The sequence below is a fragment of the Pseudomonas sp. LBUM1657 genome, from assembly GCF_059716075.1.
In genome coordinates this window covers 3,736,607-3,761,309 of the sequence record NZ_CP166799.1, presented here as the reverse complement: position 1 = coordinate 3,761,309, position 24,703 = coordinate 3,736,607, and the positions used below count along the sequence as shown (strand labels likewise).

The following is a 24,703-nucleotide window of genomic DNA, read 5'->3' as shown; positions in this document are numbered from 1 at the left end:
CGCAGGCAGGTGAGCGGCAACTACCATGAAGTGGCTGACCGCTATCACGAAGGAGGCGAGAACCAACATGAAGAAGGAAACGACCGGCTCAACGGAAGAAACGGCGCAAGGCTCTGCCTCTGAACTGATCGATGCAAAGATCAAGGCGTTGAGTGATTGGCGTGGCGAGAGGCTTGCCCGTCTGCGAACGCTGATCAAGCAGGCCGACCCCGACGTGGTCGAGGAATTGAAGTGGAGAGGGGTTCCGGTGTGGTCCCACGGCGGCATCATCTGCACCGGCGAGACGTACAAACAGGCGGTGAAGATGACCTTCGCCAAGGGCGCGTCGCTGGAGGACCCTTCAGGTTTGTTCAACGCCAGCCTCGAAGGCAACACCCGACGAGCCATCGATTGGCACGAGGGCGACACGATTGATGAAGACGCGTTGAAGGCGCTCATTCGTGCCGCCGTGGCGCTCAATGTTCGACGTTAAACAAGATAGCGTTTAAACCACTCCAAGGTCCGGTCCCAGGCAAGCCTGGCCGCCGCATCATCGTATCGAGGGGTGGAGTCGTTATGGAAGCCATGGTTCGCGCCGGGGTAGATGTAGGCCTCGTACGTGGTACCTGCCGCCTTCAACGCTTTCTCATAGGCCGGCCATCCCTCGTTGATGCGCGTATCCAGTTCGCCGTAATGAATCATGACCGGCGCCTTGATGCGGGCAACATCTTTTGCCTCGGGTTGGCGTCCGTAAAAGGACACGGCCGCCGCCAATTCCGGATAAGCCACCGCCGCGGCATTGGCGACGCCACCGCCGTAGCAGAACCCGGTGATGCCGACTTTTCCGGTGGTCGCGTCATGTTTCATCAGCCACTCGATGGCGGCGAAAAAGTCATTCATGAGCTTTTCCGGATCGACCTTCGCTTGCAGCTCTCGACCTTTGTCATCGTTGCCGGGATAACCACCTACCGAGGTCAGGCCATCGGGGGCGAGGGCAATAAAGCCCGCTTTGGCCACCCGCCGGGCCACATCCTCGATGTAAGGATTGAGCCCGCGGTTTTCATGCACCACCACCACGGCCGGCACCTTGCCGGTGGCTTTCGCCGGGCGCACTAGATAACCACGCACCTGCCCGTTGCCTTTGGGTGAGGGGTAGGTGATGTATTCGGGAATGATGTCCGGGTCAGTAAACTCAATTTGCTCGGCCAGCGCATAGTTCGGACTCAGGGCGGCGAGCAGGGCACCGGCGGTCAAACCACCCAGCGTGAACAACGCCGCACGGTCGAGAAACTCCCGCCGGTTGATCTTGCCGTGGGCGTAGTAGTCGTACAGTTCGAGCAGTTCCGGGGCAAAGTCTTTCGCAGTGAGGCGGGTCATCGGTGCGCTTCCTCTTGGGCGGGTCGAGTGCTCTGCCGGTGCGATGGCGGGAGCGATACCTAACGAGAGTAGCTGCTTACAAAAAAAAGAGGCTTGAGGCTGCCACTATCATCACCCAATGAAACGCGTTCCCTGTGGGAGCGGGCTTGCTCGCGAAAGCGGTGTAAGCGGTGTAAGCGGTGTATCAGTCGCATCAATAAAAGATGTACCACCGTCTTCGCGAGCAAGCCCGCTCCCACATTGGATCTGCGTCCTTGCGGGCAAGCTTCTATTTACGTCTTATGTCCTCGACTGCTTATACGCCCGCCGAAATTTATGCAGCAACGGCTCGGTATAGCCATTGGGTTGTGCGCAACCCTCGAACACCAGCGCACACGCCGCTTGAAAGGCCACCGACTGCTCAAAGTCAGCGGCCATTGGCGTGTACCCCGGATCGCCAGCGTTTTGCTCATCGACCACCCGCGCCATGCGCTGCAACATTTCGATTGTCTGGTCCTTGGTGATCACCCCGTGCTGCAGCCAGTTAGCCATGTGTTGGCTGGAGATGCGCAAGGTCGCACGATCTTCCATCAGGCCCACGTTATGGATGTCCGGCACTTTCGAGCAGCCGATGCCTTGTTCGACCCAGCGCACCACGTAGCCGAGCAAACCCTGGGCATTGTTTTCGACTTCCTGACGAATTTCTTCCGCCGACCATGGCTTGTCGCTCACGACGGGTACGCGGAGCAAGCCATCCAGTAGCGTCTGGCTGACGTCATTGAAATTGGTGCGCTCAAGGGACTCTTGCACCGAGCGCACGTTGACCTGGTGGTAATGCAGCGCGTGCAGGGTAGCGGCGGTCGGCGAGGGGACCCACGCGGTGTTCGCGCCTGCTTTCGGGTGGGCGATTTTCTGTTGCAGCATATCGGCCATGCGGTCCGGCATGGCCCACATGCCTTTGCCGATCTGCGCCCGTCCGCGCAGGTTGCAGTCCAGGCCGACCAGCACGTTATTGAGTTCATAGGCTTCGATCCAAGGCGTGCCTTTCATGTCGCCCTTGCGCAGCATCGCGCCCGCTGCCATGGCGGTGTGCATCTCGTCGCCGGTGCGATCCAGGAAGCCGGTGTTGATGAACGCAACCCGCGAAGACGCCGCCGCGATGCAGGCCTTGAGGTTGACGCTGGTGCGCCGTTCCTCGTCCATGATGCCCATTTTCAGGGTATGACGTTCGAGCTTGAGCAGGTCTTCAATGCGGCTGAACAGCTGCTCGGCAAACGCCACTTCGGCAGGGCCGTGCATTTTCGGTTTGACGATGTAGACGCTGCCGGTTCGCGAGTTGCCGCGGCGTTGCAGGTCATGCAGGGCAATCAGACTGGTGATCACACCATCAAGAATACCTTCCGGAATTTCCAGTCCGCTGTTGTCGAGAATGGCCGGGCAGGTCATCAGATGGCCGACGTTGCGGATGAACAGCAACGAACGCCCGTGCAGCGTCAGTGACGTGCCATCGGCGGCGGTGTACTCGCGGTCCGGGTTGAGGCGTCGGGTGAGGGTCTTGCCGTTTTTCTCCAGGTCTTCTTTCAGGTCGCCCTTCATCAAACCCAGCCAGTTGCGGTACACCTGCACCTTGTCATCGGCATCCACCGCCGCCACCGAGTCTTCGCAGTCGATGATGGTGGAGAGGGCTGCTTCAATCAGCAGGTCCTTGACGCCGGCGTCGTCGGATTGGCCGATTACGCTTTGGCGGTCAATCTGGATCTCCACGTGCAGATCGTTGTTCTTCAGCAGGATCGCTTTGGGATCTGTGACCGAGCCTTGATAGCCAATGAACTGAGCGGCGTTCGACAAGCCGGTCTGGCTGCCGTCTTTCAAGGTGACTTGCAGGGCTCCGTTTTCAATCTGGTAACGGGACGCTGTCGAGTGTGAACCGCCGCTCAAGGGAAACGCCTGATCCAGAAACGCTCGCGCAAACGCGATGACTTTTGCGCCGCGCAGCGGATTGTAAGCGCGGCCCGGTTCGGCGCCATCGTCATGGGGGATCACGTCGGTGCCGTAGAGCGCGTCGTACAGCGAGCCCCAACGCGCATTGGCAGCGTTGAGCGCGTAACGGGCGTTGACTGCCGGGACGACCAATTGCGGTCCGGCCTGCACACTGATTTCCGAATCGACATTGCCGGTGCTGACCTTGACGTCGGCCGGTTGTGGTTGCAGGTAAGCGATCCCGCTCAGGAACTCGCGATACGCCGGCATGTCGGTCACCGGCCCCGGGTGGGCGCGGTGCCAGGTGTCCAGTTCGGTTTGCAGGCGATCGCGCTCAGCCAGCAGGGCGCGGTTTATCGGCGCCAGTTCATGCACCAGGGCAGCGAAACCACCCCAGAAGGTTTGCGGGTCCAGTCCGGTGCCCGGCAACACGTCCACGTCAACGAAATGTTGCAGGACAGGCGCGACCTGGAGGCCATGGCAGTTAACGAAATCGGTCACTTTGTATCTCCATCACACGGTGTTTATCGAGCGCTGACAGCGTTACGTTCAGTTCATTTCAGGCATTGCGCGCCGGCCTTGGCCACTTGTGCATCCTGCTCGGCTTTGACCCCGGACACGCCGACTGCGCCGATCACCTGGCCATCGACGACGATCGGCACGCCACCTTCAAGGGAGGTCAGCAATGGCGCCGAAAGAAACGCGTGGCGTCCACCGTTGACCATCTCTTCATAGCCCTTGGACTCACGTCGACCTAAGGCCGACGTGCGTGCCTTTTCAGTGGCGATGTAGGCGCCAATCGGGGCGCAACCGTCGAGGCGTTCAAGGGCCAGGGGATGGCCGCCGTCGTCGACAACCACGATGGTCACGGCCCACTGGTTGTTCTGCGCTTCGGTGCGCGCGGCGGCGAGGATCTGGCTGACTTCGGTCTGGCTCAGTACGGCTTTGGTTTTCATGGGGATTCTCCAGGGTTCGATTAAGGCAAGGCGGCTTCGACCAGTTCGATCCAGTGCCTGACAGGGGTTCGGCCCGCACCGTCGAGGTGGGACTGACAGCCGATATTGGCCGTGGCAATGACTTCGGGATGCCCGCTTTCCAGCGCGTTCAACTTGTTGTCGCGCAGTTGCCGGGACAGTTCGGGTTGGGTCAGCGAATAGGTGCCCGCCGAGCCGCAGCACAGGTGGCTGTCGGGAACGGACGTGAGGTTGAAGCCCAGGCTGGTCAACACCGCTTCAACCGCGCCGCCGAGTTTTTGCGCGTGTTGCAAGGTGCAGGGGCAGTGAAACGCCAGACGCTGGCAGCTCTGTACGCCGAGTTTGTCCAGCGGCTCGTCGCGCAGCACTTCAACCAGATCCCGGGCCAGCGCGCTGACCTTTTTCGCCTTGTCGGCATAGGCCGGATCGGTGCTGAGCAAGTGCCCATAGTCTTTGATGAAAGCCCCGCAACCGCTGGCGGTTTGCACGATGGCTTCGGCTCCGTTTTCAATGCTTGGCCACCACGCATCGATGTTGCGGCGGGCGCGATCGAGGCCGGCCGCCTGAGCATCCAGGTGATAATCCACAGCACCGCAGCAACCGGCCTCGCGAGTCGGGGTGACGCTGATCCCCAGTCGATCCAGAACGCGCGCGGCGGCCGCGTTGGTATTGGGCGACAGGCTCGGTTGCACACAGCCTTCGAGCATCAGCACTTGCCGGGTATGGCGGGTGGTCGGTCGTGGCTTCGCCGGATAAACGTTGCGCGGCAATTTGACTTGCAGCGTGTTAGGCAGCAAGGCGCGGAACACTTGACCGCTGCTGACCAGCCCTTTGAACAGCCCGGGATTGGGCACGACCGAGCGCAGCCCTTCACGCAGCATCCGCTGGCCGAGTGGGCGCGGCACCGCGGCATCAACCACCGCTCGGCCGATGTCCAGCAAGTTGTGATAGTCGACGCCGGACGGGCAAGTGGTTTCGCAATTGCGGCAAGACAGGCAGCGATCCAGGTGTTGCTGGGTTTTCTGGGTGACTTCGTTGCCTTCCAGCACTTGCTTGATCAGGTAGATGCGCCCCCTCGGGCCATCCAGTTCATCGCCGAGCAATTGATAGGTCGGGCAGGTGGCATTGCAGAATCCGCAGTGCACGCAAGTGCGCAGAATGCTTTCGGCTTCTTCGGCGCGGGGCAGTTGACGGGCTTGTTCACTCAAGGTGGTCTGCATGGGTCAAAGCTCCGCGTACAGGCGACCGGGGTTGAAGATGCCCCGTGGATCGAGTTGTTGCTTCAGGTTCCGGTGGTAGTGCATCAGAGCAGCGGGCAGCGGTTGGAAGGGGTTGTTGATCAGGCCGTGGCTGTAACAGGTCACATGCCCGCCGACCTCTTCGACGACCTTACGAATGAACGCCGCTTCCGCGTTGGATTTGAGCCAGCGCTGGGCACCGCCCCAGTCGATCAGTTGCCGACCGGGCAAGGACAATCGCGGCGTGTGATTCGGCAAAGACAGGCGCCAAAGCGGTTGATCCTCATCGAAGAAACTCAAGCGGTGTTCGTTCAGGTCTTGCCAGTACGAAGCCTCCAGCAGCTCGCCGCCCAGCCGCTCATGGGCCGCCGCCACCGAACCTTCGCCACCCTCAAGCCGCAGGTGCAGGCGCTCGCCATCGTGGCACGCGGCGCTGATCGGCAGCGGTTGCTGCCCCCATTCCGCCAGGCGCAGCAACGCGCGATCGCTGTCCATCTCCAGGCTGATGCTTAAGGCTTGACGCGGTTTGGGCAGGACTTTGAGCGACACCTCGGTCACCACGCCCAGCGAGCCATAACTGCCCACCATCAAGCGCGACAGATCGTAGCCGGCGACGTTCTTCATCACCTCGCCGCCGAAGCGCAGATGCTTGCCCTGTCCGGTGATGACTCGCGTCCCGAGAACGAAATCGCGCACCGACCCTGACCACGGGCGCCGCGGCCCGGACAATCCGCAAGCAATCATGCCGCCTACCGTGGCGCCGTCACCGAATGAGGGCGGTTCGCAGGGCAGCATCTGCTGCGATGCGTCCAGCACTTCAGCCAATTGCGCCAACGGCGTGCCACAACGGACGGTGATCACCAGTTCGGTCGGGTCATAGCTGACGATGCCCCGGTGCGAGCGCGTGTCGAGTACTTCACCCGCCACGATGCGTCCCAGAAACGACTTGCTGTTGGAGCCCTGGATGCGCAGCGGCGTGGCGTTTTGCAGCGCCTGGTTGACCTGCTCCAGCAGCGTGCCGCTGTCGTCGATATCGTGTTCACTGCGCATCAAAAACGCTCCAGTTCAGGGAAGGGCATCTGACCCATGTGAACGTGCATGGCGCCAAACTCGGCGCAGCGGTGCAGCGTCGGAATGTTCTTGCCGGGGTTGAGCAGACCGCTCGGATCGAACGCGGCTTTGACGGCATGGAACACGGTCAGCTCATCGCTGTTGAACTGCGCGCACATCTGATTGATCTTCTCGCGACCCACGCCGTGTTCACCGGTGATGCTGCCGCCGACTTTTACGCACAATTCGAGAATCTTGCCGCCCAGGGCTTCGGCGCGATCGAGCTCACCGGGTTGATTGGCATCGAACAGAATCAGCGGATGCATGTTGCCGTCCCCAGCGTGGAAAACGTTGGCCACCCGCAGGTCGTATTCGGTCGATAACGCCGCGATCGCCTGCAACACACCGGGCAGTTCCCGGCGCGGGATCGTCCCGTCCATGCAGTAATAGTCCGGCGAGAGGCGGCCCACTGCGGGAAAGGCGTTTTTGCGTCCAGCCCAGAAGCGCACGCGTTCGGCTTCATCCTTGGCCAGGCGCACTTCGGTGGCGCCGGCCTGTTCCAGCACCTGGCGCACGCGGTCGCAATCATCGTGGACGTCGGCTTCAACGCCATCGAGTTCGCACAGCAAAATGGCTTCGGCATCGACCGGATAGCCTGCGTGGATAAAATCTTCGGCGGCACGGATTGCCAGGTTGTCCATCATCTCCAGGCCGCCTGGGATGATGCCGGCGGCAATAATGTCACCAACCGCGCGACCCGCTTTTTCGACGGAATCGAACGCTGCCAGCAGCACTTTGGCGGTTTGCGGTTTGGGCAGCAGTTTGACCGTGACCTCGGTGATCACCCCGAGCATGCCTTCGGACCCGGTGAACAACGCCAGCAGGTCGAAGCCGGGGGAATCGAGTGCCTGGGAACCCAGCGCCAGGTGCTCGCCGTCGACGGTCAGGATGTCGACCTTGAGCAAGTTGTGCACGGTCAGACCGTATTTGAGGCAGTGCACGCCACCGGCGTTTTCAGCGACGTTGCCACCGATCGAGCAGGCAATTTGGGAAGAAGGGTCCGGCGCGTAATACAAGCCAAACGGCGCGGCAGCCTGGGAAATCGCCAGGTTGCGCACCCCCGGCTGAACCCGCGCGGTGCGGGCGGCGGGGTCGATGTGCAGAATGTTGTTGAAGCGCGCCATCACCAGCAGCACGCCTTTCTCCAGCGGCAAGGCGCCGCCGGACAAACCAGTGCCGGCACCACGAGCGACCACCGGCACATGCCGCTCATGGCAGACCCGCAGCACGCCCTGGACCTGCTCGATGTGACGCGGCAGCACCACCAGCATGGGCGTGGTGCGATACGCCGACAGGCCGTCGCATTCGTACGGTCTGAGCTCTTCCGGCTGATACAGGATTTCCAGCTCAGGCATCTGCGTTTGCAGGGCCTGCAACAGGGCGCTTTTGTCGACGTCGGGCAGAACGCCATCGACGCGTTCATCGTAGAGAATGTTCATCGGTGCACGACACTCCGGGTGTTTTTATTAGAGGTGTGTAATCCGGATATTGCTCACTTGCATGATTGGCCCGAGGCGATCTACTGTCTATGCGTTGTTTGACTGGTCGAACCAGTTTTTTAATCGTTTTATTTTTTATAGGTTTAAAAAGATTAGTTAAAACAAATAGTTAAGTTATTAATTGGGCGTGCTTGATTCTGGTGTTGAAACTGGTCGTACCAGTTGGAGGTTCGAATGGACAACGTAGAAACGGGCCGTAATCCGCAAGTTGCCGACGTGGTCTGCGAGCGCATTGAGCGGCTGATCGTGGATGGGGTGCTCAAGACCGGGCAACTGCTGCCATCGGAGCGCCGCCTGACTGAAAAACTCGGTGTATCCCGCACCGCCCTGCGCGAGGGGCTGAAGCTGTTGCGTGCGCGGGGGATTATCAAGACGGAGCAAGGCAAAGGGTCATTCGTTGCCGACCTGTCGGGCCACGGTGCCGCGTCACCGCTGATGCATTTGTTCAGCTCGCAGCCACGCACGCTCTACGATTTGTTCGAAGTCCGCAGCCTGCTCGAAGGCGAGTCCGCGCGCCTGGCAGCCCTGCGTGGCACGGACGCCGATTTTGTCCTGATCACCCGCGCCTATGAGGCGTTGCTCGACGCCCACAGCCGTTCGCTGGACGCGTCCGCCCATGCCCGGCTCGATCATGCGTTTCACTTGGCAATCTGCGAGGCCTCGCATAACCCGGTGCTGGTGCAGACCTTGCGCTCGCTGACGGATTTGCTGTTGAGCACGGTGTTCGCCTCGGTCAACAATCTCTACCACCGCGAAACGCAAAAACGCCAGATCGACCGCCACCACGCACGGCTCTACAACGCCGTGACCGGTCGCATGCCGGAGCAGGCGCGCAAGGCGGCCATCGCGCATATCCAGAGCATTTGCGAAAACCTCAAGGAAATCGAAGGCGAAGAACAGCGATTGGTGCGAGCCACGTTGCGGCTTGAGGGGTGGGCGTAAAGCCTGGCCATGCCCGGGCATTGAACCCGGACATGGCGCACAGCTTTGCCCCGATTATTTCCCGCCCACAACCATCAGGCTGAACGGCGACACATACGCCTGCAACGTCACCAGGCCACCGACCAGAATCGCCAGGATGATGGAGTGGAAGAACACGTAACGCAGGATTTCCCCTTCATGGCCGTACCAGCGCGTGGCGGTGGAGGCCACCACGATGGACTGGGCGTCGACCATCTTGCCCATGACCCCGCCGGAGCTGTTGGCGGCGGCCATCAATACCGGGCTGAGCCCCAGTTGTTCGGCGGTGACCCGTTGCAAGCCGCCGAACAGCACGTTAGACGCCGTGTCCGAGCCGGTCAACGCGACGCCGAGCCAGCCGAGCAGGGTGCCGAACATGGGGTAGAAGATGCCCGTCGCGGCGAAGGCCAGGCCCATGGTGGCGTCCAGTCCTGAATAGCGTGTGAGGAAACCGAGGGCGAGCATGGCCACGATCGTGATCAGCGAGTAGCGCACGACCCAGATCGTTCGCAGGTACTGGTGGATCAGTTGCGGAATCGAATAGCCCATCAGCAAGCCGCCGAGGATTGCCGACAGCAGGATGCCGCTACCGGTGCTGGTGAACCAGTTGAACTTGTAGATCGCTTCCTCGGTTTTAGCGGTAGGCACCACCGGTGGGACTTTCTCGATCTGTTGGTGAATGGTGGTGAAGGTCAGGGTCGGGGCAAAGATCGGGTTCGCTTCGCGCATCGGCTTGCCCGTAGGGTCGAGTTTGGCCGAGTTGGTGACCGGATCCATCGCCGGGCGGGTATCGAACAGGTTTTTGAAGCTCTGGGTGCCCCAGGCGAAGACGAAGACCGTGAGGATGATCCACGGCATCCAGGCGCGCATCACCGCAGGTTTGGCATCGCTGGCAAACGCCGCGCTGGCCACGGGTTTCTCGTCATGCTCTTCGGCGATTTTGGAGTTGTCGACGCGCCCGGACAGGGCCGCGGAGGTATGGATGGTGGCCGGTTTCCAGACCTTGATGAAGCCGGTCAGGCAGGCCATGGAAATCAGTGCAGCGATCACGTCCACCAACATCGGCCCGTGATAGTTGGACACGATGAATTGCGGGATGGCGAAACTGACCCCGGCGACCAGGATGGCTGGCCAGATTTCCAGCATCTTGCGCCAACCGGCAAAGGCCCAGATCAACCAGAACGGCACGATCACCGAGAAAAACGGCAATTGCCGGCCGACCATCATCGACAGCTCCATTTCATCCAGCCCGGTGACTTTGGCCAGGGTAATGATGGGCGTGCCCAGGGCACCGAATGCCACGGGTGCGGTGTTGGCGATCAACGCCAGGCCGGACGCGGCCAGCGGCGAGAAGCCCAGCCCGATCAGAATCGCCCCGGTCACCGCCACCGGCGTACCAAAACCGGCGGCGCCTTCGAAGAAAGCCCCGAAGCAGAAGGCAATCAGCAGCAATTGCAGGCGTCGGTCGTCGGTCACCCGCGCCAGCGAATCCTGCAGAACCTTGAACGAGCCGTTCTCGGTGGTCAGTCGGTGGAGGAAAATGATGTTGAGTACAATCCAGCCAATCGGCAGCAAACCATTGGCGGCGCCGTAGAGCGCGGCGGAGCCGGCCATGTCGGCAGGCATGTCGAAGGCGAAGATCGCAATCACTAGCGCCGAGGCCAGGGCAAGCAGTGCCGCCAGATGCGCCTTGATATGGAAAAACGCCAGGGCCGCCAGCATCACCACGACCGGCACCGCCGCCATGAGGGTTGAAAGCACCGCGTTATTGAACGGATCGTAGATTTGCTGCCAGATCATGTTCCACCTCTGCTTTTTATTGTTGGGAATGCAGACCCCGGGGGAAAGGTGGCTTGTAGTATAGGTGGCATTACGCCGCTGTCTCGGCAGATTCATTTGCAGTGAAATGGGCCCTCGCAGGCCCCCCGGCTCAGCTTTGCTCGACGAATTGCGCGATGACCCGGTTGACCTGCTCCGGATGCGTGACCGGCCCCATATGGCCGAGTTCTTCGAACGTAACAACTTCGACGTTCGGCAGCGTACGGGTCAGCAGCCGCGCCACGCCGAGGGAAGACACTGGTGACTTTGCGCCCACCATGTAGAGCACCGGGACCTCAAGTGAGCGAAACGCATGCAGGGGCGTCGGCTCGGTGAACAATGCGTGGCCCCAGCCCTGAACGTTGACTATGGCGGCACGGATGGAGGGTTTGCGTTGTTCCGGTGTCTGCTCCCAGGCGCCGGCACCCATCCAATAGTCAATGAAGCGTTCGGCCGCGGTGTCCGGGTCGTTGGCATCTAGGGCGAGCCCGGCCTGGGCCACGGCCTGGCGAATACCGTCCGCCTCATTGGGGGGCGGCGTTTCGGCGTCCAGCAGCGCAAACAAGGTCGGTTCATACAGGGCGAGGGCGCGCACTCGCTTGGGGTTCAGGAGCGCAGCCATCAATGCCACCGCGGCGCCATAAGAATGGCCGACCAGCACCAACGATTGGTCCGCCCTGGCGAGAACGGGCTCTGCGAAGGCTGCTTCGTCGCTGAGCGTGATAACCCGATTGGCGGGCCATGCCGAGCTCTTGCCGGCGCCAAAGGAATCGAGCGCCAGCACTCGAAATCTGGCGGCCAGCAGTTCCTGCAAGCCCCTCCACTGTGCCGAGTTACTCGCGTTGGCGTGAAAACAGACGACCCCCGGACCCGCGCCGGCGTCGCGGAAAAAGGGTTCGACAGACTCCATGTTCGCCTCCTGGGATGCGTAACGGGTGACGATGGGCATTTTGCAACACAGGCATCGCCGACACTTACCAGATTCGGACGACCGGATTTTCTGTGGGGATGGGGAATTCTCCGCTGAGCTAGCATGACAATAGATGCAGACACGACTCGGGTATCAACGACGAGAGGAGTACGGCAATGACTGAACGCCATATGGTCCACACGGAAACGCTGTCGAATGGATGCAAGATCGAGGTAAAAGCCGAGATATTGAGGGATGGTTCGCTGGGGATGTTCATCGGTGTTTACCGGCCGGACGGCTCGGTCATCGATGAGGACCACAATCCAAGACCGCATATGCTGGACATGGAAGCTGCGCTGGATTGGGGGATTGATATCGCCAAAGGCATTGGTAACAGCCAGAGAACATTGTAAAGACTTTAGAGTTGGCGGCGCGGCCATTCGCGAGCAAGCCCGCTCCCACAGAGGAATGCGGTCACCTGTGGGAGCGGGCTTGCTCGCGAAGCTTTTAATGCTTGAACATCACATGCCGCACCACGGTGTAGTCCTCCAGCCCGTACATCGACATGTCTTTCCCGTACCCGGACAGTTTCTGACCGCCATGGGGCATTTCGCTGACCAGCATGAAGTGCGTGTTCACCCAGGTGCAGCCGTACTGCAACCGCGCCGACAGGCGATGGGCGCGGCCGACATCCGAGGTCCAAACCGACGACGCCAGGCCATAGTTTGAATCGTTGGCCCAACCCAGCACTTGCGCTTCGTCGGTGAACTTGGTCACTGACACCACCGGCCCGAACACTTCGCGACGGACGATCTCGTCATCCTGTTGCGCGTCCGCCAGCACCGTCGGTTCGAAGAAGAAACCATTGCCGTCCACCGCCTTGCCGCCAGTGATCAAGCGAATGTGCGGCTGTGCCACGGCGCGTTCGACAAACCCGGCCACGCGGTCGCGGTGTTGCGCGGTGATCAGCGGCCCGAGTTCGGTCGCTGGATCATCCTGCAACCCGTACTTGATGCTGCTGACCGCTGCGCCGAGCTTCTCGACAAATTTCTCGTAGATGCCTTCCTGGGCATAGATGCGGCAGGCGGCGGTGCAGTCCTGGCCGGCGTTGTAGAAACCGAAGGTGCGGATGCCTTCCACCGCGGCGTCGATATCCGCGTCGTCGAAGATGATCACCGGCGCCTTGCCGCCCAACTCCATGTGCATGCGTTTGACGCTGTCGGCGGTGCTGGAAATGATGTTTGCGCCAGTGGCGATCGAACCGGTCAACGACACCATGCGCACTTTCGGGTGGGTGACCAGCGGGCTGCCCACGGTAGGACCCCGACCGAACACCAGGTTGAGTACGCCGGCCGGGAAGATTTCCGACGCCAGTTCGGCCAGGCGCAGCGCGGTCAGCGGGGTTTGTTCCGACGGCTTGAGCACCACGGTATTACCCGCGGCCAGGGCCGGGGCGATTTTCCAGGCGACCATCATCAGCGGGTAGTTCCACGGCGCGATGGAGGCGATCACGCCCACCGGGTCGCGGCGGATCATCGAGGTATGGCCGGGCAGGTATTCACCGCCCGCCGAACCGCTCATGCAACGGCTGGCGCCGGCGAAGAAGCGGAACACGTCGGCAATCGCCGGAATCTCGTCGTTCAGCGCGGCGCTGTAGGGTTTGCCGCAGTTGTCCGATTCCAGTTTGGCCAGCTCTTCGCCATGGGCTTCGATGGCGTCGGCGAGTTTGAGCAGCAGCAGCGAGCGTTCTTTCGGCGGGGTTTGCGACCAGCTATCGAACGCGGCATCGGCGGCGCGCACGGCGGCGTCGACCTGGGCTTCACTGGCTTCGTTGATTTCTATCAGCACCCGGCCCAGTGAAGGATTGAATACAGGTTGGCTCAGACCTTCACCGTCCACGAGTTGGCCGTTGATCAAGAGTTTGGTTTGCATGGCATTGTCCTCTTCGAAGCTATTGTTCTTCTATGGAAACCGCTCCCACATTGACTCGGTTTCCACAGTGAAAATGAGTTGTCAGATTGTCGATCTGTTTACCGACGCACCGGCCAGATCAGCAGGCGTGGCAACCGGTTTGGAAAACTTCCACGCATCGCCCGAAGGAGCCGTGCCTTTGTCGTAGGGTTTGCCCAGCAGCATGTAAACAACGCCGGCGCCCATCACCACCAGGGTGGTCAGGATCATCGAATAGTTGATGTACCACGGCGCATCCGGAGAACGCGGCCAGACCATGTTGACGATGGCGCACAGGCCGTAGACCAGCGCGGCCAGGTTCACCCACAGGCCCCAGGCACCGAGGGTGAATTGCCCGTTCGGGCGCCAGCCCTTGGCGCGGGCGATCAATGCCGCGATGACAATCAACTGGAACGCAACGTAGATGCCAATCGCCGCGAAGCCGACGATGGTCGCCACGGCATCGGCCATGAACATCCCGAGGCAGACAATCGCTCCCGGTACCAGCCCGCTGATCAGCAGCGCGAACGACGGCACATGGTTGGCCGACAGGCGCTTGAGCAACGAGCTGCCGACGATCATTTCGTCCCGGGCATAGGCGAACAACAGACGGCTGGCTGCGGCCTGCAGACTCAATACGCAAGAGATGAAGGACACCATCACCACCGCCATCACCAGCCGCGAACCGACCGGGCCGAACGCGTTGGCCAGGATGGTAGCCACCGGGTCAGTGTCTTCACCGGCCAGGACCTTGGCCATGTCCGGCACCGAGAGGATCAGCGCCAGGCAGGCGAACATCGCCGCCGCACCACCAATGTAAATGGTCATGCGCATGGCTTTGGGAATGCGCTTGCCCGGGTTCGGGGTTTCTTCGGCGACATCGCCGCAGGCCTCGAAACCGTAGTACTGGAACAGACCGGCCAGGGACGCGGCGAGGAACGCCGGCAAATACGAGCCGTTGACTTCAAGGTTAAAGGTATCGAACAGCACGCTGAACGGCTGATGACGCTCGAAGATCAGCAGGTAGCCGCCGACGAGAATCGCCCCGACCAGCTCGCAGAGAAAGCCGAACATCGCCACCCGCGCCAGCAGTTTGGTGCCCACCAGATTGAGGCAGGTCGAGAGCAGGATGATCGTCAGGGCGATATAGATATTGGCTTCGGGACCGGGATTGAAGCCCAGCATGATCGCCAGATACGGCCCCGCACCTACTGCAACACCGGCAATGGTGGCGCACAAGGCCCACGCATACACCCAGCCGACCATCCACGCCCAGCGCTTGCCCACCAGACGACGCGCCCACGGATAGACACCACCGGAAATCGGGAACTGCGAAACGATTTCACCGAAGATCAGGCACACCAACAGTTGCCCGGCGCCGATCAGCAAATAGGACCAGAACATCGGCGGGCCGCCAGCGGCCAGGCACAAACCGAACAAGGTGTAGACGCCGACCACCGGCGACAGGTAGGTAAAGCCCAGGGAGAAGTTCTCCCACAGGCTCATGCTTCGATTGAAATCCGAGCTGTAACCGAGGGCGCGGAGTTGTTCCGCGTCCTGATCGGCGCTGGCGCTTGCACGCGTATTGGATGAGCCACTCATTTTATTTCCTCATTATCAATGGCAGTTGGATTGCAGTGCTGGCGGGTTGGCCCGCCGATGCTCGTGTCGAGCTTATTGTTAGTACGTTCACCGCCAACCCTATGTGGGAGTGGGCTTGTTCGCGAAAGCGGTGTGTCAGCCAACACAAATGTTGAATGTGATGGCTTCTTCGCGAGCAAGCCCGCTCCCACAGGGGCGCAGTGCTCACATTTTCTATGCCTGTTTCTTGGTCTCGGCATCACGCCCATCGTCGTACTGCGAAAGCCATTCCACCGCAGCATCGCGATAACGACTGAAGCCTTTGTAGTCGACCAGTTGCTGGTTCAAATCGCGCAATACCCGATGCATGCGTCGCGCCCAGGCCGGGTTGGTGGCGATGTCTTCGAGGCTGAGCAGGTAGGTGCGAATCGGGAAGACAATGGCGTTGCTGCGCGGCAGGCGATGCAGCGGTTGCAACTCGATGCGCAGGTAAATCAGCTTGCCGGCGTTTTGCGCGGTCACGATGGTGCGATCCGGTGCCCATTCCGGCAGGCTTTCGGCCGAGACTTCGAGGCGCGGGTTGACGGTCAGCGACCAGTTCAGGCGCCGCACCGGATGGCCGGTGCGCAAGCGCAACAGGAACTTCAGCGCACGGTCGAGCATGCCGATTTCTTTCACCAGCGGCACCGGGCCGTGGAATTCTTCCCAGCTCATGCCGAGGTTGAAACGCAGCGAGTAATCGGCGCGCTGGGTGGCAATCCCGGCGCCCCAGTACAGCGTGCCGTCGCGCTCTTCCTGCAATACCCAGTCACCCTGGGCCTGACGGGTCACGTACTCCATCGGCTCGTAGGGCAGGGTGGTAGGGTCACCGAAAGTGAAGTGGTCGTCGATGTCCAGCAGACGATTGGTCCAGTGCCATTGCCGACCTTCACGCGCCAGGCTGAAGTACTGCGGATAGTCCCGGGCGTAGGACTCCATGATCAATTCCAGCAAATCCCATTGCGCCTCCATCATGTGCGGCGCCGAGACGTAGTGCATGCCCGGATCTTTCTCCAGGGTGATGGCGCGGTCCCGGCACTCGCTGATGTAGTGCTCGTCGATATCGAACGCGGCGCGAAACGCACCATCGCCCACTGACACATGGGGCTCGAGGTTCATCGAGTACATGTAGTCGTCATCGGGGAACGGGAAGGGCGCGCGGGCGATGGTTTCCGGGCTGTTGGCGAAGGTGTAGTCGTCGCGATAGGTTTCGTCGGGATTGAATTTGATATTCATTGTTATTTTTCTCCGTCGATCAGAGGTCAATGACCAGGCGATTGCACTTGGCGCGGGATACGCAGGGCATGATTTTCTTGCGGCTGGTTTTGTCTTCGTCGGACAGCCAGTCATCGCTGTGCAGCAGTTCGCCGTCGAGTTCCAGTACTTCGGTTTCGCAATGGCCACAGGCGCCGCCGCGACACAGGTAGGGCATGGTGTAGCCGGCGGCTTCCACCGCTTCGAGCATGGTCTGGTCGGGCGAAACCTCGATGGTTGCGCCGCTGCGACCGAGGGTGAAACTGAAGGCTTCGCCGCCGCTGCTTTGCTCAAGGAACCGTTCGAAATGCACATGGCTATCGGTCCAGCCGAGGTCTCGGGCGCAGGCCAGCGTGGCGTCGATCATGCTGTCCGGGCCGCACACATACACGTGGCTGCCGAGCGGGCGGTCGGCGAGGATTTGGCCGATGTCCATGCGCGATTCGACGCCCTTGCGATACACATGGACCTGCTCGCCGTAGGTGGCCTGCAGTTCCTTGCCGAGTCGCGCATGGTCCTCGCCGCGCACCGCGTAATGCAGTTCGAAGGGCACCTTGCTCAGGCGCAACTCTTCCAGCTGGGAAATCACCGGCGTGATCCCGACACCGCCGGCGATGAACAGGTGCAAGCGCGCCTGCTTGATCAGCGGAAACAGGTTGACCGGCGGCGTGACCTCGATCAGATCGCCTTCACCGACGTTGTCGTGCAGCGCTATCGAGCCGCCACGACCGCTGTCCACCCGGCGCACGGCAATCTGATAACTGCTGGTGTCGTAGGGCGAACTCAGCAGCGAGTAAGGGTTGCGCAAGGTGTTGTGTTCGTTGGCGATCAGCACCACGACATGACTTCCGCCGGAGAACGCCGGCAGGTGCGCACCGGTCGGTGACACCAGGGTGAAGCGCTTGATTTCCGGGGTCACCGATTCGATTCGGGCCACTCGCAGATTCAAAGTCCCGTTGTTCTGGCTCATGTGTCGAGCTCCTCGGCTTGCGGTAATTCACCCGGCACTTCGGCATCGGCCTTGACCGCCTGAAAGGCCGCCAGTCGCCGGGAATAGTGATCGCGCACCACCAGCGTCACGCCGCAACCGGGGCAGTCATAAACACGTTGGGTGACGTTTTCGGTGTAGGTGTCGCAGTGCACGCACCAGACGCGGCGCACCAGCGTGCCGGAATGCTCGCGCAGCACTTCGTCGCGGTTGAGGTCGTAATGCGTGGCCACTTGCATGGCGCTGCCCAGGAAACTCTCCGAACCGGCGAGGTACAGCCGGGTGCCCATGCGCGCCTCGCCGAGCAGTTTTTTCAGCTCGTCGATCAATGCCTGGTTGGTCGCATGTACGTGCAGTGGATGCTCAGGGTGCTGCTGTAATTCGGCGAGGAAATCCTGGCCGGAAAAAGACTCCTGGGAGTACAGCAGGGTGATTGGTCGATCCAGCCCGGCCATCTCGCCCAACAAGCGCAACATGGCGCGACCGCCGCTGCCTTGACCGGCAATGATGTGCCGGATACCTCCCGGCAGCGGTTGCAACCGGTCATAGACCGGTCGGCTTTTGATCCCGGTAATCAACATTCTTATTATTCCTCCTGGCTACCGGCTCAGCTGATGAAAGCCGGCCTAGATGCGAAGACCCACGATGAGGGTTGCAAGTAGCAGGAGCACAGGTCGTGCCAGAAACATAACTGCATGAAACTAAAGGGTTTTGTTTGAGTGTGGGCGTGGTGAACAGGCAAAAATAACCAGGGCTGTAGGCATTTTTGCAGCGCTTCTTGCAAATCGAGGGGGCGGGCACAATCCCTGTGGGAGCGGGCTTGCTCGCGAAGGCGGTGTGTCAGTCGACATCAATGTTGAATGAAAAATTGTATTCGCGAGCAAGCCCGCTCCCACAGAGACTGCACTTTGGCTGACCCGGCAGCGTAGGGGATTCAGTCCCGCTGAAGCTTGCGAATCAGCGTCCCAATGTCGATGCCCAGATGCTGGGCAGCCTTGCGTTTGCTGCCACACAGGTGCACGGCGCGGAGGATGACCTGGCGTTCGAAATGCTGGACCTGAAGCTTGAGGTTCTGCTCCGAATCTTGCTGTTCATCATCCGCGATGGAGGAGGGCAGATGCTCCTGAGGGCGCGTCGGCTCAAGCAGTTCGGCCGGCAGATGATGCTCCTGCGCTTCATCGTCGGCGAGGACCGCCAGCCGTTCGAAGATATTCACCAGCTCGCGGATATTGCCCGGGAAGTCATAGCTCATCAGCCGCTTACGGCAACCGGCGGACAGGCTCAGCGACGGTTCGCGATCACCGTTGATGCGGCTCAGCAGGATGTCGATGAGAAACGGCAAGTCGCCCCGGTGCTGGCGCAGCGGCGGAATTTCCACCGGCAGGACCGCCAGGCGATAGTAGAGATCGGCGCGAAACTCCCCGGTGCTCACCAGATGCCGCAGGTCCTTGTTGGTGGCCGCAATGACCTGCACCTGGACCGTCTTGCTCAGCGGCGAGCCCACCGACTGGATGGTGCTGTCCTCAAGGAACTTCAACAGCTTGGCCTGCACATGCAGGGGGATTTCGCCGATCTCGTCGAGGAACAACGTCCCGCCCGAAGCCGCCTCGATATAGCCTTGCTTGCCACCCTGCAACGCGCCGGTAAAAGCCCCGCGCTCGTAGCCGAACATCTCCGACTCGAACAGACTCTCCGGAATGCTCCCGCAGTTGACGTGAATAAACGGGCGATCGCCCCAACCGGCGGCACGGTGAATGTGACGTGCAATGGCGGTCTTGCCCACGCCGGGTTCACCCAGCAGCAACAACCGCGCACGGCGGCGGAACGCGCGCACGCCGGTGTCGGCGATGCTCGACAGTTGCGGTGACAAGTGCAGGGCGTTGTCTTGGGGATCGCGCAGGCCTTGCGGTTCGACCGGCCGGCTGCTCAGCGAAGCCCGACGCTGCGGGGTGCTGGCGTCGAAGTCTTTCTGGGTCAGCATCATGAACGGTTTTTCGTAAGCACCGGTGGGGATGGCGTGGGTGCTGCTGAGCAGAACCCGACCTTCCCGCGAGCGCGTCAAGGCGCTGTTGCCGCCGCGATTCAGCGCGGCCTGCAAGTCGTCGTAATTCAGCGCCGAGCGTTGGAAAAACTCACTGTTCGACAGCCCGATGGCTTGCTGTTTGGACAATCGGTTGACGCGCTCGGCGGCCAGGTTGAGAAATCGCACCCGGCCTTCACCGTCCGTCACGATCAGCGCTTCGCTGAAGCTGTCGAGCAAGGCGTGCAGCGCCGGTGTTTCCAGCAACCCACCGAGCACCTCGCTGCTGACATTGACTGAAGAGCGCATACCCATCTGCAAGGTAGGCGGCAGGTTCTTGTCTTTCATGGGTGCAACTCTTCGGCGCGGCGCACGCCCTGACGGCTTTCACGAAACACCGCGACCCGCCAGGCCACGCCTTCGCGAATCAGGATGCGCGAGCAGTGCACATTGAAATTCAGGTCGCGTCCGCTCAGATCGGGCAGGGGCAGGCTATGCCAGGTGCGTTCGGGCATCGCGTTATCGATCAATAGACGGGCAATCCCGGCGCCATTGGTGATGCCGAAGGTCTCTTCAAACGCTGCGTTGCGCCATTGCGGTTGCAGGTGTTCATCGATCACCAGCACCGCATCCGGCACCGCGTCGAAGACCCGGCGCAAGGCATCGATGCGCTGCTCCGCGTCGTGCTGCATGCGCAGCTCCTGACTGACGTCGCGAATGCTGCCCCACATCCGCAACAAGTGCCCATTGACGATGGTCGCGCGCACATCATTTTCCACATAGGCCGGCGAGCCATCGTGACGACGGTCCACCGAGAGCGCGCAATCGACGTGGAACCCGGCTTCGATCAGGCGTCGCACGAACTCTTCGTTGGCAGGGCTGCGCGGCCAGTAAAGGCGTACCGGCTGCTGGTTGAAATCCACGTCCGAAGGCATCTCATAGACGTCGGCCATGGCACGGTTGCACAGACGCCAGTGGGAGTCGTTTTCGAACACCTGGCGGACGATTTCGTCCGGGGAATTGTTGATGTCCACCGCCTCGGCAAACTCGATGCACCAGTACGCGACCTTGGCGCTCTGCAGCATCTGGCTCATCACCTCATTGGCGTTGTGCATCTCCCGCAGTCGATGTCCCAACGCGCCGAGCGGAATTTTCAGCAGATGCAGACGCGCCGGTTGCACCGAACGCCACTCCAGCACGCCACAGGCGACCACCTGCAAAAGGCCGCCGTTGTGGCGAATCAGGTTCAGCTCCAGGCTGTGGATTTGCTCGTCGGCGGGCGGGTTGGCAAACAACGATTGCAACACCCGCACCGACTCGACGCTGTAGATGCGTTCGATCGGCTGATGCAGCAGCTCTTCAGGCGCATAACCCAATTGATCACTGAGGCTGGCGGACAGGCTGACGAGTTGCCCGTCGGCACTCGCGGTGCTGGAAAGGGGCTGGGCTTTGGTGGCCAGCAAATTCAGGATATCCATCGGTCGATCGGCTCGATTTTGGCTTAGGGGGACCTGGCTCAAACCCAGGCTCTAAGTAAAGGGGCATATCGCATGCCAACTCACACGCCGGAGAACATGGGGGTTCAAGGCGTGCTGAATGTTCGAGTGCTGCGATATTGCAGCGAACTGTGCATTTATGCAGCGCATGAGGGGAGGGTAACGCTATCCCGGGAAGAGGCTGATTTTATCCGATCAGTGACCCGATGAAAGGGCGGAGCTAGACGCTCCTTTCTCGTTTGCAGGCTTGCAGACCGGCAAATCCCTGCTTAACTCTGAACCGCTGGTCAGTCAGTGACTCACTGGTCAGGGGAACCATCCGGACGTCCCTCTTGCTGTGCGATTAAGTCCAATTGGTTCAAGGAAGAAGATGACATGATGCCGAAAGCTGCCATCGTCGAGATTTGCAACACCTACAAAGTTTATACCGAGCACTACCTCAACCCCACGGCTGACAAAACCATCATTCTGGTCAACGGTTCGCTGGCGACCACCGCCTCATTTGCCCAAACGGTGCGTTACCTGCAACCGCAATTCAACGTGGTGCTCTACGACCAGCCCTACGCCGGGCAATCGAAACAACACAACCTCCACGGCCAACCGATCCGAAAGGAAGACGAGGCGCAGATCCTGCTGGAGTTGATCGAGCACTTTTGCGTGCACCATGTGCTGTCCTTTTCCTGGGGAGGAGCGGCGGCCTTGGTGGCTCTGGCTCAGCGGCCGCGACGAATCGAGAAGGCGGTGATTTATTCGTTCGCAGCGCGGATCAGTACGCCGATGCGCGAGTATCTGGAAAGCGGCCTGAACGTCCTCGACGCCTGCGATCGCCTCAAAGTCGGGCGCTTGATCAACAGCACGATCGGCAAGCACCTGCCATCGCTGTTCAAACGCTTTAACGATCGCCATATCAGAAGCCTGGCCGAGCACGAATACCGGCAGATGCATTTTCACGTCAACGAGGTGCTGACTGAGGACACCCATTGCTACGTCACATGTGCCGAAGCCATCGACATTCCGTTGCTGTTCGTCAACGGCGAATGGGACGAGTACACCTCGGTGGAAGACGCCCGGCTGTTTGCCAACCATGCCCCTCAGGCCCGGTTTCAGACCATCAATAACGCGGGGCACTTCCTCGATATGGAAACTCCGGCGGCCTGGCACGACACCCAGCAGGCTTTGCTTGGCTTTCTGCAGGCGGACAGCCGGCAATCCGATCGGCCTATGCAAGGGACTAGCGCCTTCAGGTTTGGCGAAAGCGCTCAGGGATAGCCTCTACGAACGGATAAAGAGAAAAGTAGGGTCTGGCTTCGTCGATGACCCGACGAAATGACGGTCGTTGCGTCAACCTGTCGAACCAGGCGCTCAAGTGGCGGTGGTCGTCGGGAAACGGTTGCAGTGTGCTGGCATAGAACAGTGCCGGCGCGGCGGCGCAATCGGCCATGCTGAAATCCGGACCGGCGACCCAGATGCGGGAGGCCATCCGGTGTTCGAGCATGCCGTACGCCGTCAGCAACGTGGAGCGTTCTCGGGTCAAATCGCCGTTCGCCCCGCGCAGGCGATCACTGACAATCTGTTGTAGCGGCCCCTGGACGTAGTGGTCGAAAAAACGGTCCCACAGACGCACCTCCAGCGCGCTATCCCAATCCTCTGGAATCAGGTGGTTCGGACCTGCGTACAACCGGTCCAGATACTCGATGATGACAGTGGACTCCGGCAAGGTGCGCTGGCGTGCCTGATCGTGGAGGACCGGGAATTTGCACATTGGCCATAGCGCTTGCAGCTCTGCTCGGTCGGCCTCGCTCCCGAGGTCGATGATCCTCCTTTCAAATTCGATTCCGTGTTCGTAAAGCGCGATCAGCACTTTGTGACAGAACGACGCCAGCGGATGGTAGTAAAGCGTCAGCGACATGGTTCAGCTCCTTGGCGCAGGTGTGCAGCGCCGCTTACCCCGATGTTTATCAAGAATAGCGAAGGCTGAGAGATCCCTTTCTGCAGGGTTACGGGCGGTCCACACCACCCAGAATTGAAGCGATGGCGAAAGGTTTTCCAGTTCATGCTGCGTCTTCAGAAACCAAACGGCGCATCGCCATAACCCGACTCCCCAACGCAATGGCCAGCCCTACGACAATCAGCACCAGCGCCACGGCGAAGGTCGTCCGCATGCCGAAGGCCACGGCGGCGGGGTGCGCTGTATTGATGTCCGTCGCCGAGGCGAGGGCGAACACGGCGCCCAATGCGGATGCACCGGTGATGAGCCCCAGGTTGCGCGACAAATTGAGCATGCCGGAGATCACGCCGCGCTGGTCTGGCGCAATGTCGCTCATGACGGCCGTGTTGTTGGCGGTCTGGAAGAGGGCATAGCCGAGGGTGATGACGACCATGGGCGCGATGTAGCCACCGATGCCAAATGTCTGCGGCAACATCGAAAGTGTGAGGCAGCCGCTCGCCATGGCGATGAGGCCCGCAAGGGTCATGCGCCGGGCGCCGAAGCGGTCGGCGATGCGGCCTGCCGGCACACCCGTCAGCGCCGCGACCAGCGGCCCGACCGACAGGACCAGTCCCACGCTGACGGCATCCAGCCCAAGTGCTTGCGAGAGATAGAAGGGGCCGACCACAAGCGTCGCCATCATCACCGTCGCGACGAGCGTGCTCATGGCGAGGCTGCCGCTTAGCACCGGATCGCGGTACATCGCCAGGCGGATCAACGGTGAGGCGACTCTCGCCTCAGCCATCAGGAAAAGACCCAGGCCCAGGAAAGCCGCCATCAGCAGGGCGATATTGAGCGCCCCGAAACTGCCTCGCCCAAGGGTCATGGCGAGGGCATACGCGGCAAGTGTCAGTGCCAGCAGTAACGTACCCAGCGAATCGAACCCGGCGCGATCCGCCTTGGGTTTCTGGCGATCAGCGGGCAAGTAGCGATGCGCGAGCAACAACGTCACAAGGCCCAGTGGCACGGTGATCAGGAAGATCGCCTGCCAGCCGAACCCGGCGATCAGCAGGCCGCCGAGGGACGGTCCCATCGCAGTGCCAATCGCCGACATCGTCCCCAGCAAACCCATGGCACTGCCGGTTTTTGCTTTTGCAACGGTCTCGCCGACAAACGCCATGGTCAGCGCCATCATGATCGCCGCACCGAGCCCTTGCAGCGCCCGGGCGGCTATCAGCCATGAGAGCGAAGGCGAGAAACCGCACAGGGCCGAGGCGGCGGTGAACAGGCCGATACCGATCAGCAGCAACCGTCGACGACCCGTGATGTCGCCGAGTCTGCCGACACTGACGATCAGCGTGGTGATGGCGAGAAGGTAAGCGAGGACGATCCACTGCACCTCCTGAAAGGAGGCGTTGAACACTTCCGCCAGCGTCGGCAAACCCACATTGGCAATGCTGGTGCCCAGCGACGACAGCAGCATCGAAAGCGAAAGACTGGCCAACGCCCACCGGACCGAAGAGTTCGGTTGCGCGCGGGTTGCTGCTGCAATGGTCGGTTTCATCCTGTTCCTCTTTTCTGGCAACTCTCGAAGTGGAGCTGTCAGAAATCTACGCTCACGCCT

21 protein-coding genes are annotated in these 24,703 nt (G+C 60.9%); 4 read left to right on the top strand and 17 right to left on the bottom strand.

Annotated features, from left to right (window positions below; genetic code table 11):
- Window positions 1-67: 67 nt before the first annotated feature.
- Window positions 68-472, top strand: coding sequence for a DUF1801 domain-containing protein (locus ACA055_RS17285; RefSeq protein ID WP_497679755.1), 405 nt, complete (start codon window positions 68-70; stop codon window positions 470-472).
- Here the strand turns inward: ACA055_RS17285 and yghX are convergent.
- From yghX to glcD, 6 genes are all read right to left on the bottom strand, one after another.
- A complete protein-coding gene (yghX, locus tag ACA055_RS17280; protein WP_497679754.1) occupies window positions 469-1,356 on the bottom strand; it encodes a YghX family hydrolase in 888 nt (295 codons plus the stop codon). The two genes, ACA055_RS17285 and yghX, sit on opposite strands and share 4 nt — an antisense overlap.
- Window positions 1,357-1,635: 279 nt before the next feature.
- Window positions 1,636-3,816 (bottom strand): malate synthase G, encoded by a 2,181-nt coding sequence (locus ACA055_RS17275; protein ID WP_497679753.1) that lies wholly within the window; start codon window positions 3,814-3,816, stop codon window positions 1,636-1,638.
- 53 nt (window positions 3,817-3,869) lie between these two features.
- A complete protein-coding gene (locus ACA055_RS17270) occupies window positions 3,870-4,271 on the bottom strand; it encodes a heme-binding protein (RefSeq protein WP_497679752.1) in 402 nt (133 codons plus the stop codon).
- Between the two features lie 20 nt (window positions 4,272-4,291).
- A complete protein-coding gene (glcF, locus tag ACA055_RS17265; RefSeq protein ID WP_497679751.1) occupies window positions 4,292-5,509 on the bottom strand; it encodes a glycolate oxidase subunit GlcF in 1,218 nt (405 codons plus the stop codon).
- Between the two features lie 3 nt (window positions 5,510-5,512).
- Entirely contained in the window at window positions 5,513-6,577 is a 1,065-nt protein-coding gene (gene glcE / locus ACA055_RS17260) for a glycolate oxidase subunit GlcE (protein ID WP_497679750.1), read from the bottom strand.
- Window positions 6,577-8,076 (bottom strand): glycolate oxidase subunit GlcD, encoded by a 1,500-nt coding sequence (glcD, locus tag ACA055_RS17255; protein ID WP_497679749.1) that lies wholly within the window; start codon window positions 8,074-8,076, stop codon window positions 6,577-6,579. Before glcD ends, glcE begins: the two co-directional genes overlap by 1 nt.
- A 234-nt stretch (window positions 8,077-8,310) precedes the next feature.
- Here glcD and glcC point away from each other — a divergent pair, with 234 nt between their 5' ends.
- Window positions 8,311-9,078: a transcriptional regulator GlcC gene (gene glcC / locus ACA055_RS17250; RefSeq protein ID WP_497679748.1), complete on the top strand. Its 768-nt coding sequence runs from the start codon at window positions 8,311-8,313 to the stop codon at window positions 9,076-9,078.
- 54 nt (window positions 9,079-9,132) lie between these two features.
- Here glcC and ACA055_RS17245 read toward each other — a convergent pair whose 3' ends face one another.
- Window positions 9,133-10,896, bottom strand: a complete 1,764-nt coding sequence (locus tag ACA055_RS17245; protein WP_497679747.1) for an L-lactate permease — start codon at window positions 10,894-10,896, stop codon at window positions 9,133-9,135.
- Between the two features lie 130 nt (window positions 10,897-11,026).
- A complete protein-coding gene (locus ACA055_RS17240; RefSeq protein WP_497679746.1) occupies window positions 11,027-11,824 on the bottom strand; it encodes an alpha/beta fold hydrolase in 798 nt (265 codons plus the stop codon).
- A gap of 176 nt (window positions 11,825-12,000) precedes the next feature.
- Here ACA055_RS17240 and ACA055_RS17235 point away from each other — a divergent pair, with 176 nt between their 5' ends.
- Window positions 12,001-12,237, top strand: a complete 237-nt coding sequence (locus tag ACA055_RS17235) for a hypothetical protein (protein WP_497679745.1) — start codon at window positions 12,001-12,003, stop codon at window positions 12,235-12,237.
- A 94-nt stretch (window positions 12,238-12,331) separates the two neighbouring features.
- Here ACA055_RS17235 and ACA055_RS17230 read toward each other — a convergent pair whose 3' ends face one another.
- From ACA055_RS17230 to ACA055_RS17200, 7 genes are all read right to left on the bottom strand, one after another.
- Window positions 12,332-13,756 carry a gamma-aminobutyraldehyde dehydrogenase gene (locus ACA055_RS17230; protein ID WP_497679744.1) on the bottom strand — a complete coding sequence of 475 codons (1,425 nt, stop codon included), beginning with the start codon at window positions 13,754-13,756 and terminating at the stop codon, window positions 12,332-12,334.
- An 81-nt stretch (window positions 13,757-13,837) separates the two neighbouring features.
- Window positions 13,838-15,376 carry an APC family permease gene (locus ACA055_RS17225; protein WP_497679743.1) on the bottom strand — a complete coding sequence of 513 codons (1,539 nt, stop codon included), beginning with the start codon at window positions 15,374-15,376 and terminating at the stop codon, window positions 13,838-13,840.
- A 213-nt stretch (window positions 15,377-15,589) separates the two neighbouring features.
- Window positions 15,590-16,630 carry a heme-dependent oxidative N-demethylase family protein gene (locus ACA055_RS17220; protein ID WP_497679742.1) on the bottom strand — a complete coding sequence of 347 codons (1,041 nt, stop codon included), beginning with the start codon at window positions 16,628-16,630 and terminating at the stop codon, window positions 15,590-15,592.
- Window positions 16,631-16,649: 19 nt separating this feature from the next.
- Complete coding sequence (locus ACA055_RS17215) at window positions 16,650-17,618, bottom strand: PDR/VanB family oxidoreductase (protein WP_497679741.1); 969 nt, start codon at window positions 17,616-17,618, stop codon at window positions 16,650-16,652.
- A complete protein-coding gene (locus ACA055_RS17210; RefSeq protein ID WP_497679740.1) occupies window positions 17,615-18,217 on the bottom strand; it encodes a dimethylamine monooxygenase subunit DmmA family protein in 603 nt (200 codons plus the stop codon). Before ACA055_RS17210 ends, ACA055_RS17215 begins: the two co-directional genes overlap by 4 nt.
- Window positions 18,218-18,570: 353 nt before the next feature.
- The gene (locus ACA055_RS17205; RefSeq protein WP_497679739.1) at window positions 18,571-20,004 is read right to left on the bottom strand and encodes a sigma-54 interaction domain-containing protein; all 1,434 of its coding nucleotides are present in this window, start codon (window positions 20,002-20,004) and stop codon (window positions 18,571-18,573) included.
- The gene (locus ACA055_RS17200; protein WP_497679738.1) at window positions 20,001-21,134 is read right to left on the bottom strand and encodes a PAS domain-containing protein; all 1,134 of its coding nucleotides are present in this window, start codon (window positions 21,132-21,134) and stop codon (window positions 20,001-20,003) included. The genes ACA055_RS17205 and ACA055_RS17200 overlap by 4 nt, the downstream gene beginning before the upstream one ends.
- A gap of 393 nt (window positions 21,135-21,527) precedes the next feature.
- On the opposite strand from ACA055_RS17200, the gene ACA055_RS17195 reads away from it, so the two are divergent.
- On the top strand, window positions 21,528-22,421 hold the full coding sequence (locus ACA055_RS17195; RefSeq protein WP_497679737.1) for an alpha/beta fold hydrolase: 894 nt from the start codon (window positions 21,528-21,530) through the stop codon (window positions 22,419-22,421).
- Here ACA055_RS17195 and ACA055_RS17190 read toward each other — a convergent pair.
- Together ACA055_RS17190 and ACA055_RS17185 are read right to left on the bottom strand one after the other, a co-directional pair.
- Window positions 22,393-23,061, bottom strand: a complete 669-nt coding sequence (locus ACA055_RS17190; RefSeq protein WP_497679736.1) for a glutathione S-transferase family protein — start codon at window positions 23,059-23,061, stop codon at window positions 22,393-22,395. The genes ACA055_RS17195 and ACA055_RS17190 overlap by 29 nt on opposite strands.
- A 142-nt stretch (window positions 23,062-23,203) precedes the next feature.
- The gene (locus tag ACA055_RS17185; RefSeq protein WP_497679735.1) at window positions 23,204-24,643 is read right to left on the bottom strand and encodes an MFS transporter; all 1,440 of its coding nucleotides are present in this window, start codon (window positions 24,641-24,643) and stop codon (window positions 23,204-23,206) included.
- Window positions 24,644-24,703: the final 60 nt, after the last annotated feature.

What these genes read in the sequence shown, in the direction of transcription:
- ACA055_RS17195 (WP_497679737.1), top strand. Translation starts at nt 21,528, where the DNA reads ATGATGCCGAAAGCTGCCATCGTCGAGATTTGCAACACCTACAAAGTT.
- yghX (WP_497679754.1), bottom strand. Translation starts at nt 1,356, where the DNA reads ATGACCCGCCTCACTGCGAAAGACTTTGCCCCGGAACTGCTCGAACTG.
- ACA055_RS17285 (WP_497679755.1), top strand. Translation starts at nt 68, where the DNA reads ATGAAGAAGGAAACGACCGGCTCAACGGAAGAAACGGCGCAAGGCTCT.
- ACA055_RS17230 (WP_497679744.1), bottom strand. Translation starts at nt 13,756, where the DNA reads ATGCAAACCAAACTCTTGATCAACGGCCAACTCGTGGACGGTGAAGGT.
- ACA055_RS17190 (WP_497679736.1), bottom strand. Translation starts at nt 23,061, where the DNA reads ATGTCGCTGACGCTTTACTACCATCCGCTGGCGTCGTTCTGTCACAAA.
- ACA055_RS17200 (WP_497679738.1), bottom strand. Translation starts at nt 21,134, where the DNA reads ATGGATATCCTGAATTTGCTGGCCACCAAAGCCCAGCCCCTTTCCAGC.
- ACA055_RS17270 (WP_497679752.1), bottom strand. Translation starts at nt 4,271, where the DNA reads ATGAAAACCAAAGCCGTACTGAGCCAGACCGAAGTCAGCCAGATCCTC.
- ACA055_RS17220 (WP_497679742.1), bottom strand. Translation starts at nt 16,630, where the DNA reads ATGAATATCAAATTCAATCCCGACGAAACCTATCGCGACGACTACACC.
- ACA055_RS17245 (WP_497679747.1), bottom strand. Translation starts at nt 10,896, where the DNA reads ATGATCTGGCAGCAAATCTACGATCCGTTCAATAACGCGGTGCTTTCA.
- ACA055_RS17205 (WP_497679739.1), bottom strand. Translation starts at nt 20,004, where the DNA reads ATGAAAGACAAGAACCTGCCGCCTACCTTGCAGATGGGTATGCGCTCT.
- ACA055_RS17185 (WP_497679735.1), bottom strand. Translation starts at nt 24,643, where the DNA reads ATGAAACCGACCATTGCAGCAGCAACCCGCGCGCAACCGAACTCTTCG.
- glcD (WP_497679749.1), bottom strand. Translation starts at nt 8,076, where the DNA reads ATGAACATTCTCTACGATGAACGCGTCGATGGCGTTCTGCCCGACGTC.
- ACA055_RS17240 (WP_497679746.1), bottom strand. Translation starts at nt 11,824, where the DNA reads ATGGAGTCTGTCGAACCCTTTTTCCGCGACGCCGGCGCGGGTCCGGGG.
- ACA055_RS17210 (WP_497679740.1), bottom strand. Translation starts at nt 18,217, where the DNA reads ATGTTGATTACCGGGATCAAAAGCCGACCGGTCTATGACCGGTTGCAA.
- glcC (WP_497679748.1), top strand. Translation starts at nt 8,311, where the DNA reads ATGGACAACGTAGAAACGGGCCGTAATCCGCAAGTTGCCGACGTGGTC.
- glcE (WP_497679750.1), bottom strand. Translation starts at nt 6,577, where the DNA reads ATGCGCAGTGAACACGATATCGACGACAGCGGCACGCTGCTGGAGCAG.
- ACA055_RS17225 (WP_497679743.1), bottom strand. Translation starts at nt 15,376, where the DNA reads ATGAGTGGCTCATCCAATACGCGTGCAAGCGCCAGCGCCGATCAGGAC.
- ACA055_RS17235 (WP_497679745.1), top strand. Translation starts at nt 12,001, where the DNA reads ATGACTGAACGCCATATGGTCCACACGGAAACGCTGTCGAATGGATGC.
- ACA055_RS17215 (WP_497679741.1), bottom strand. Translation starts at nt 17,618, where the DNA reads ATGAGCCAGAACAACGGGACTTTGAATCTGCGAGTGGCCCGAATCGAA.
- glcF (WP_497679751.1), bottom strand. Translation starts at nt 5,509, where the DNA reads ATGCAGACCACCTTGAGTGAACAAGCCCGTCAACTGCCCCGCGCCGAA.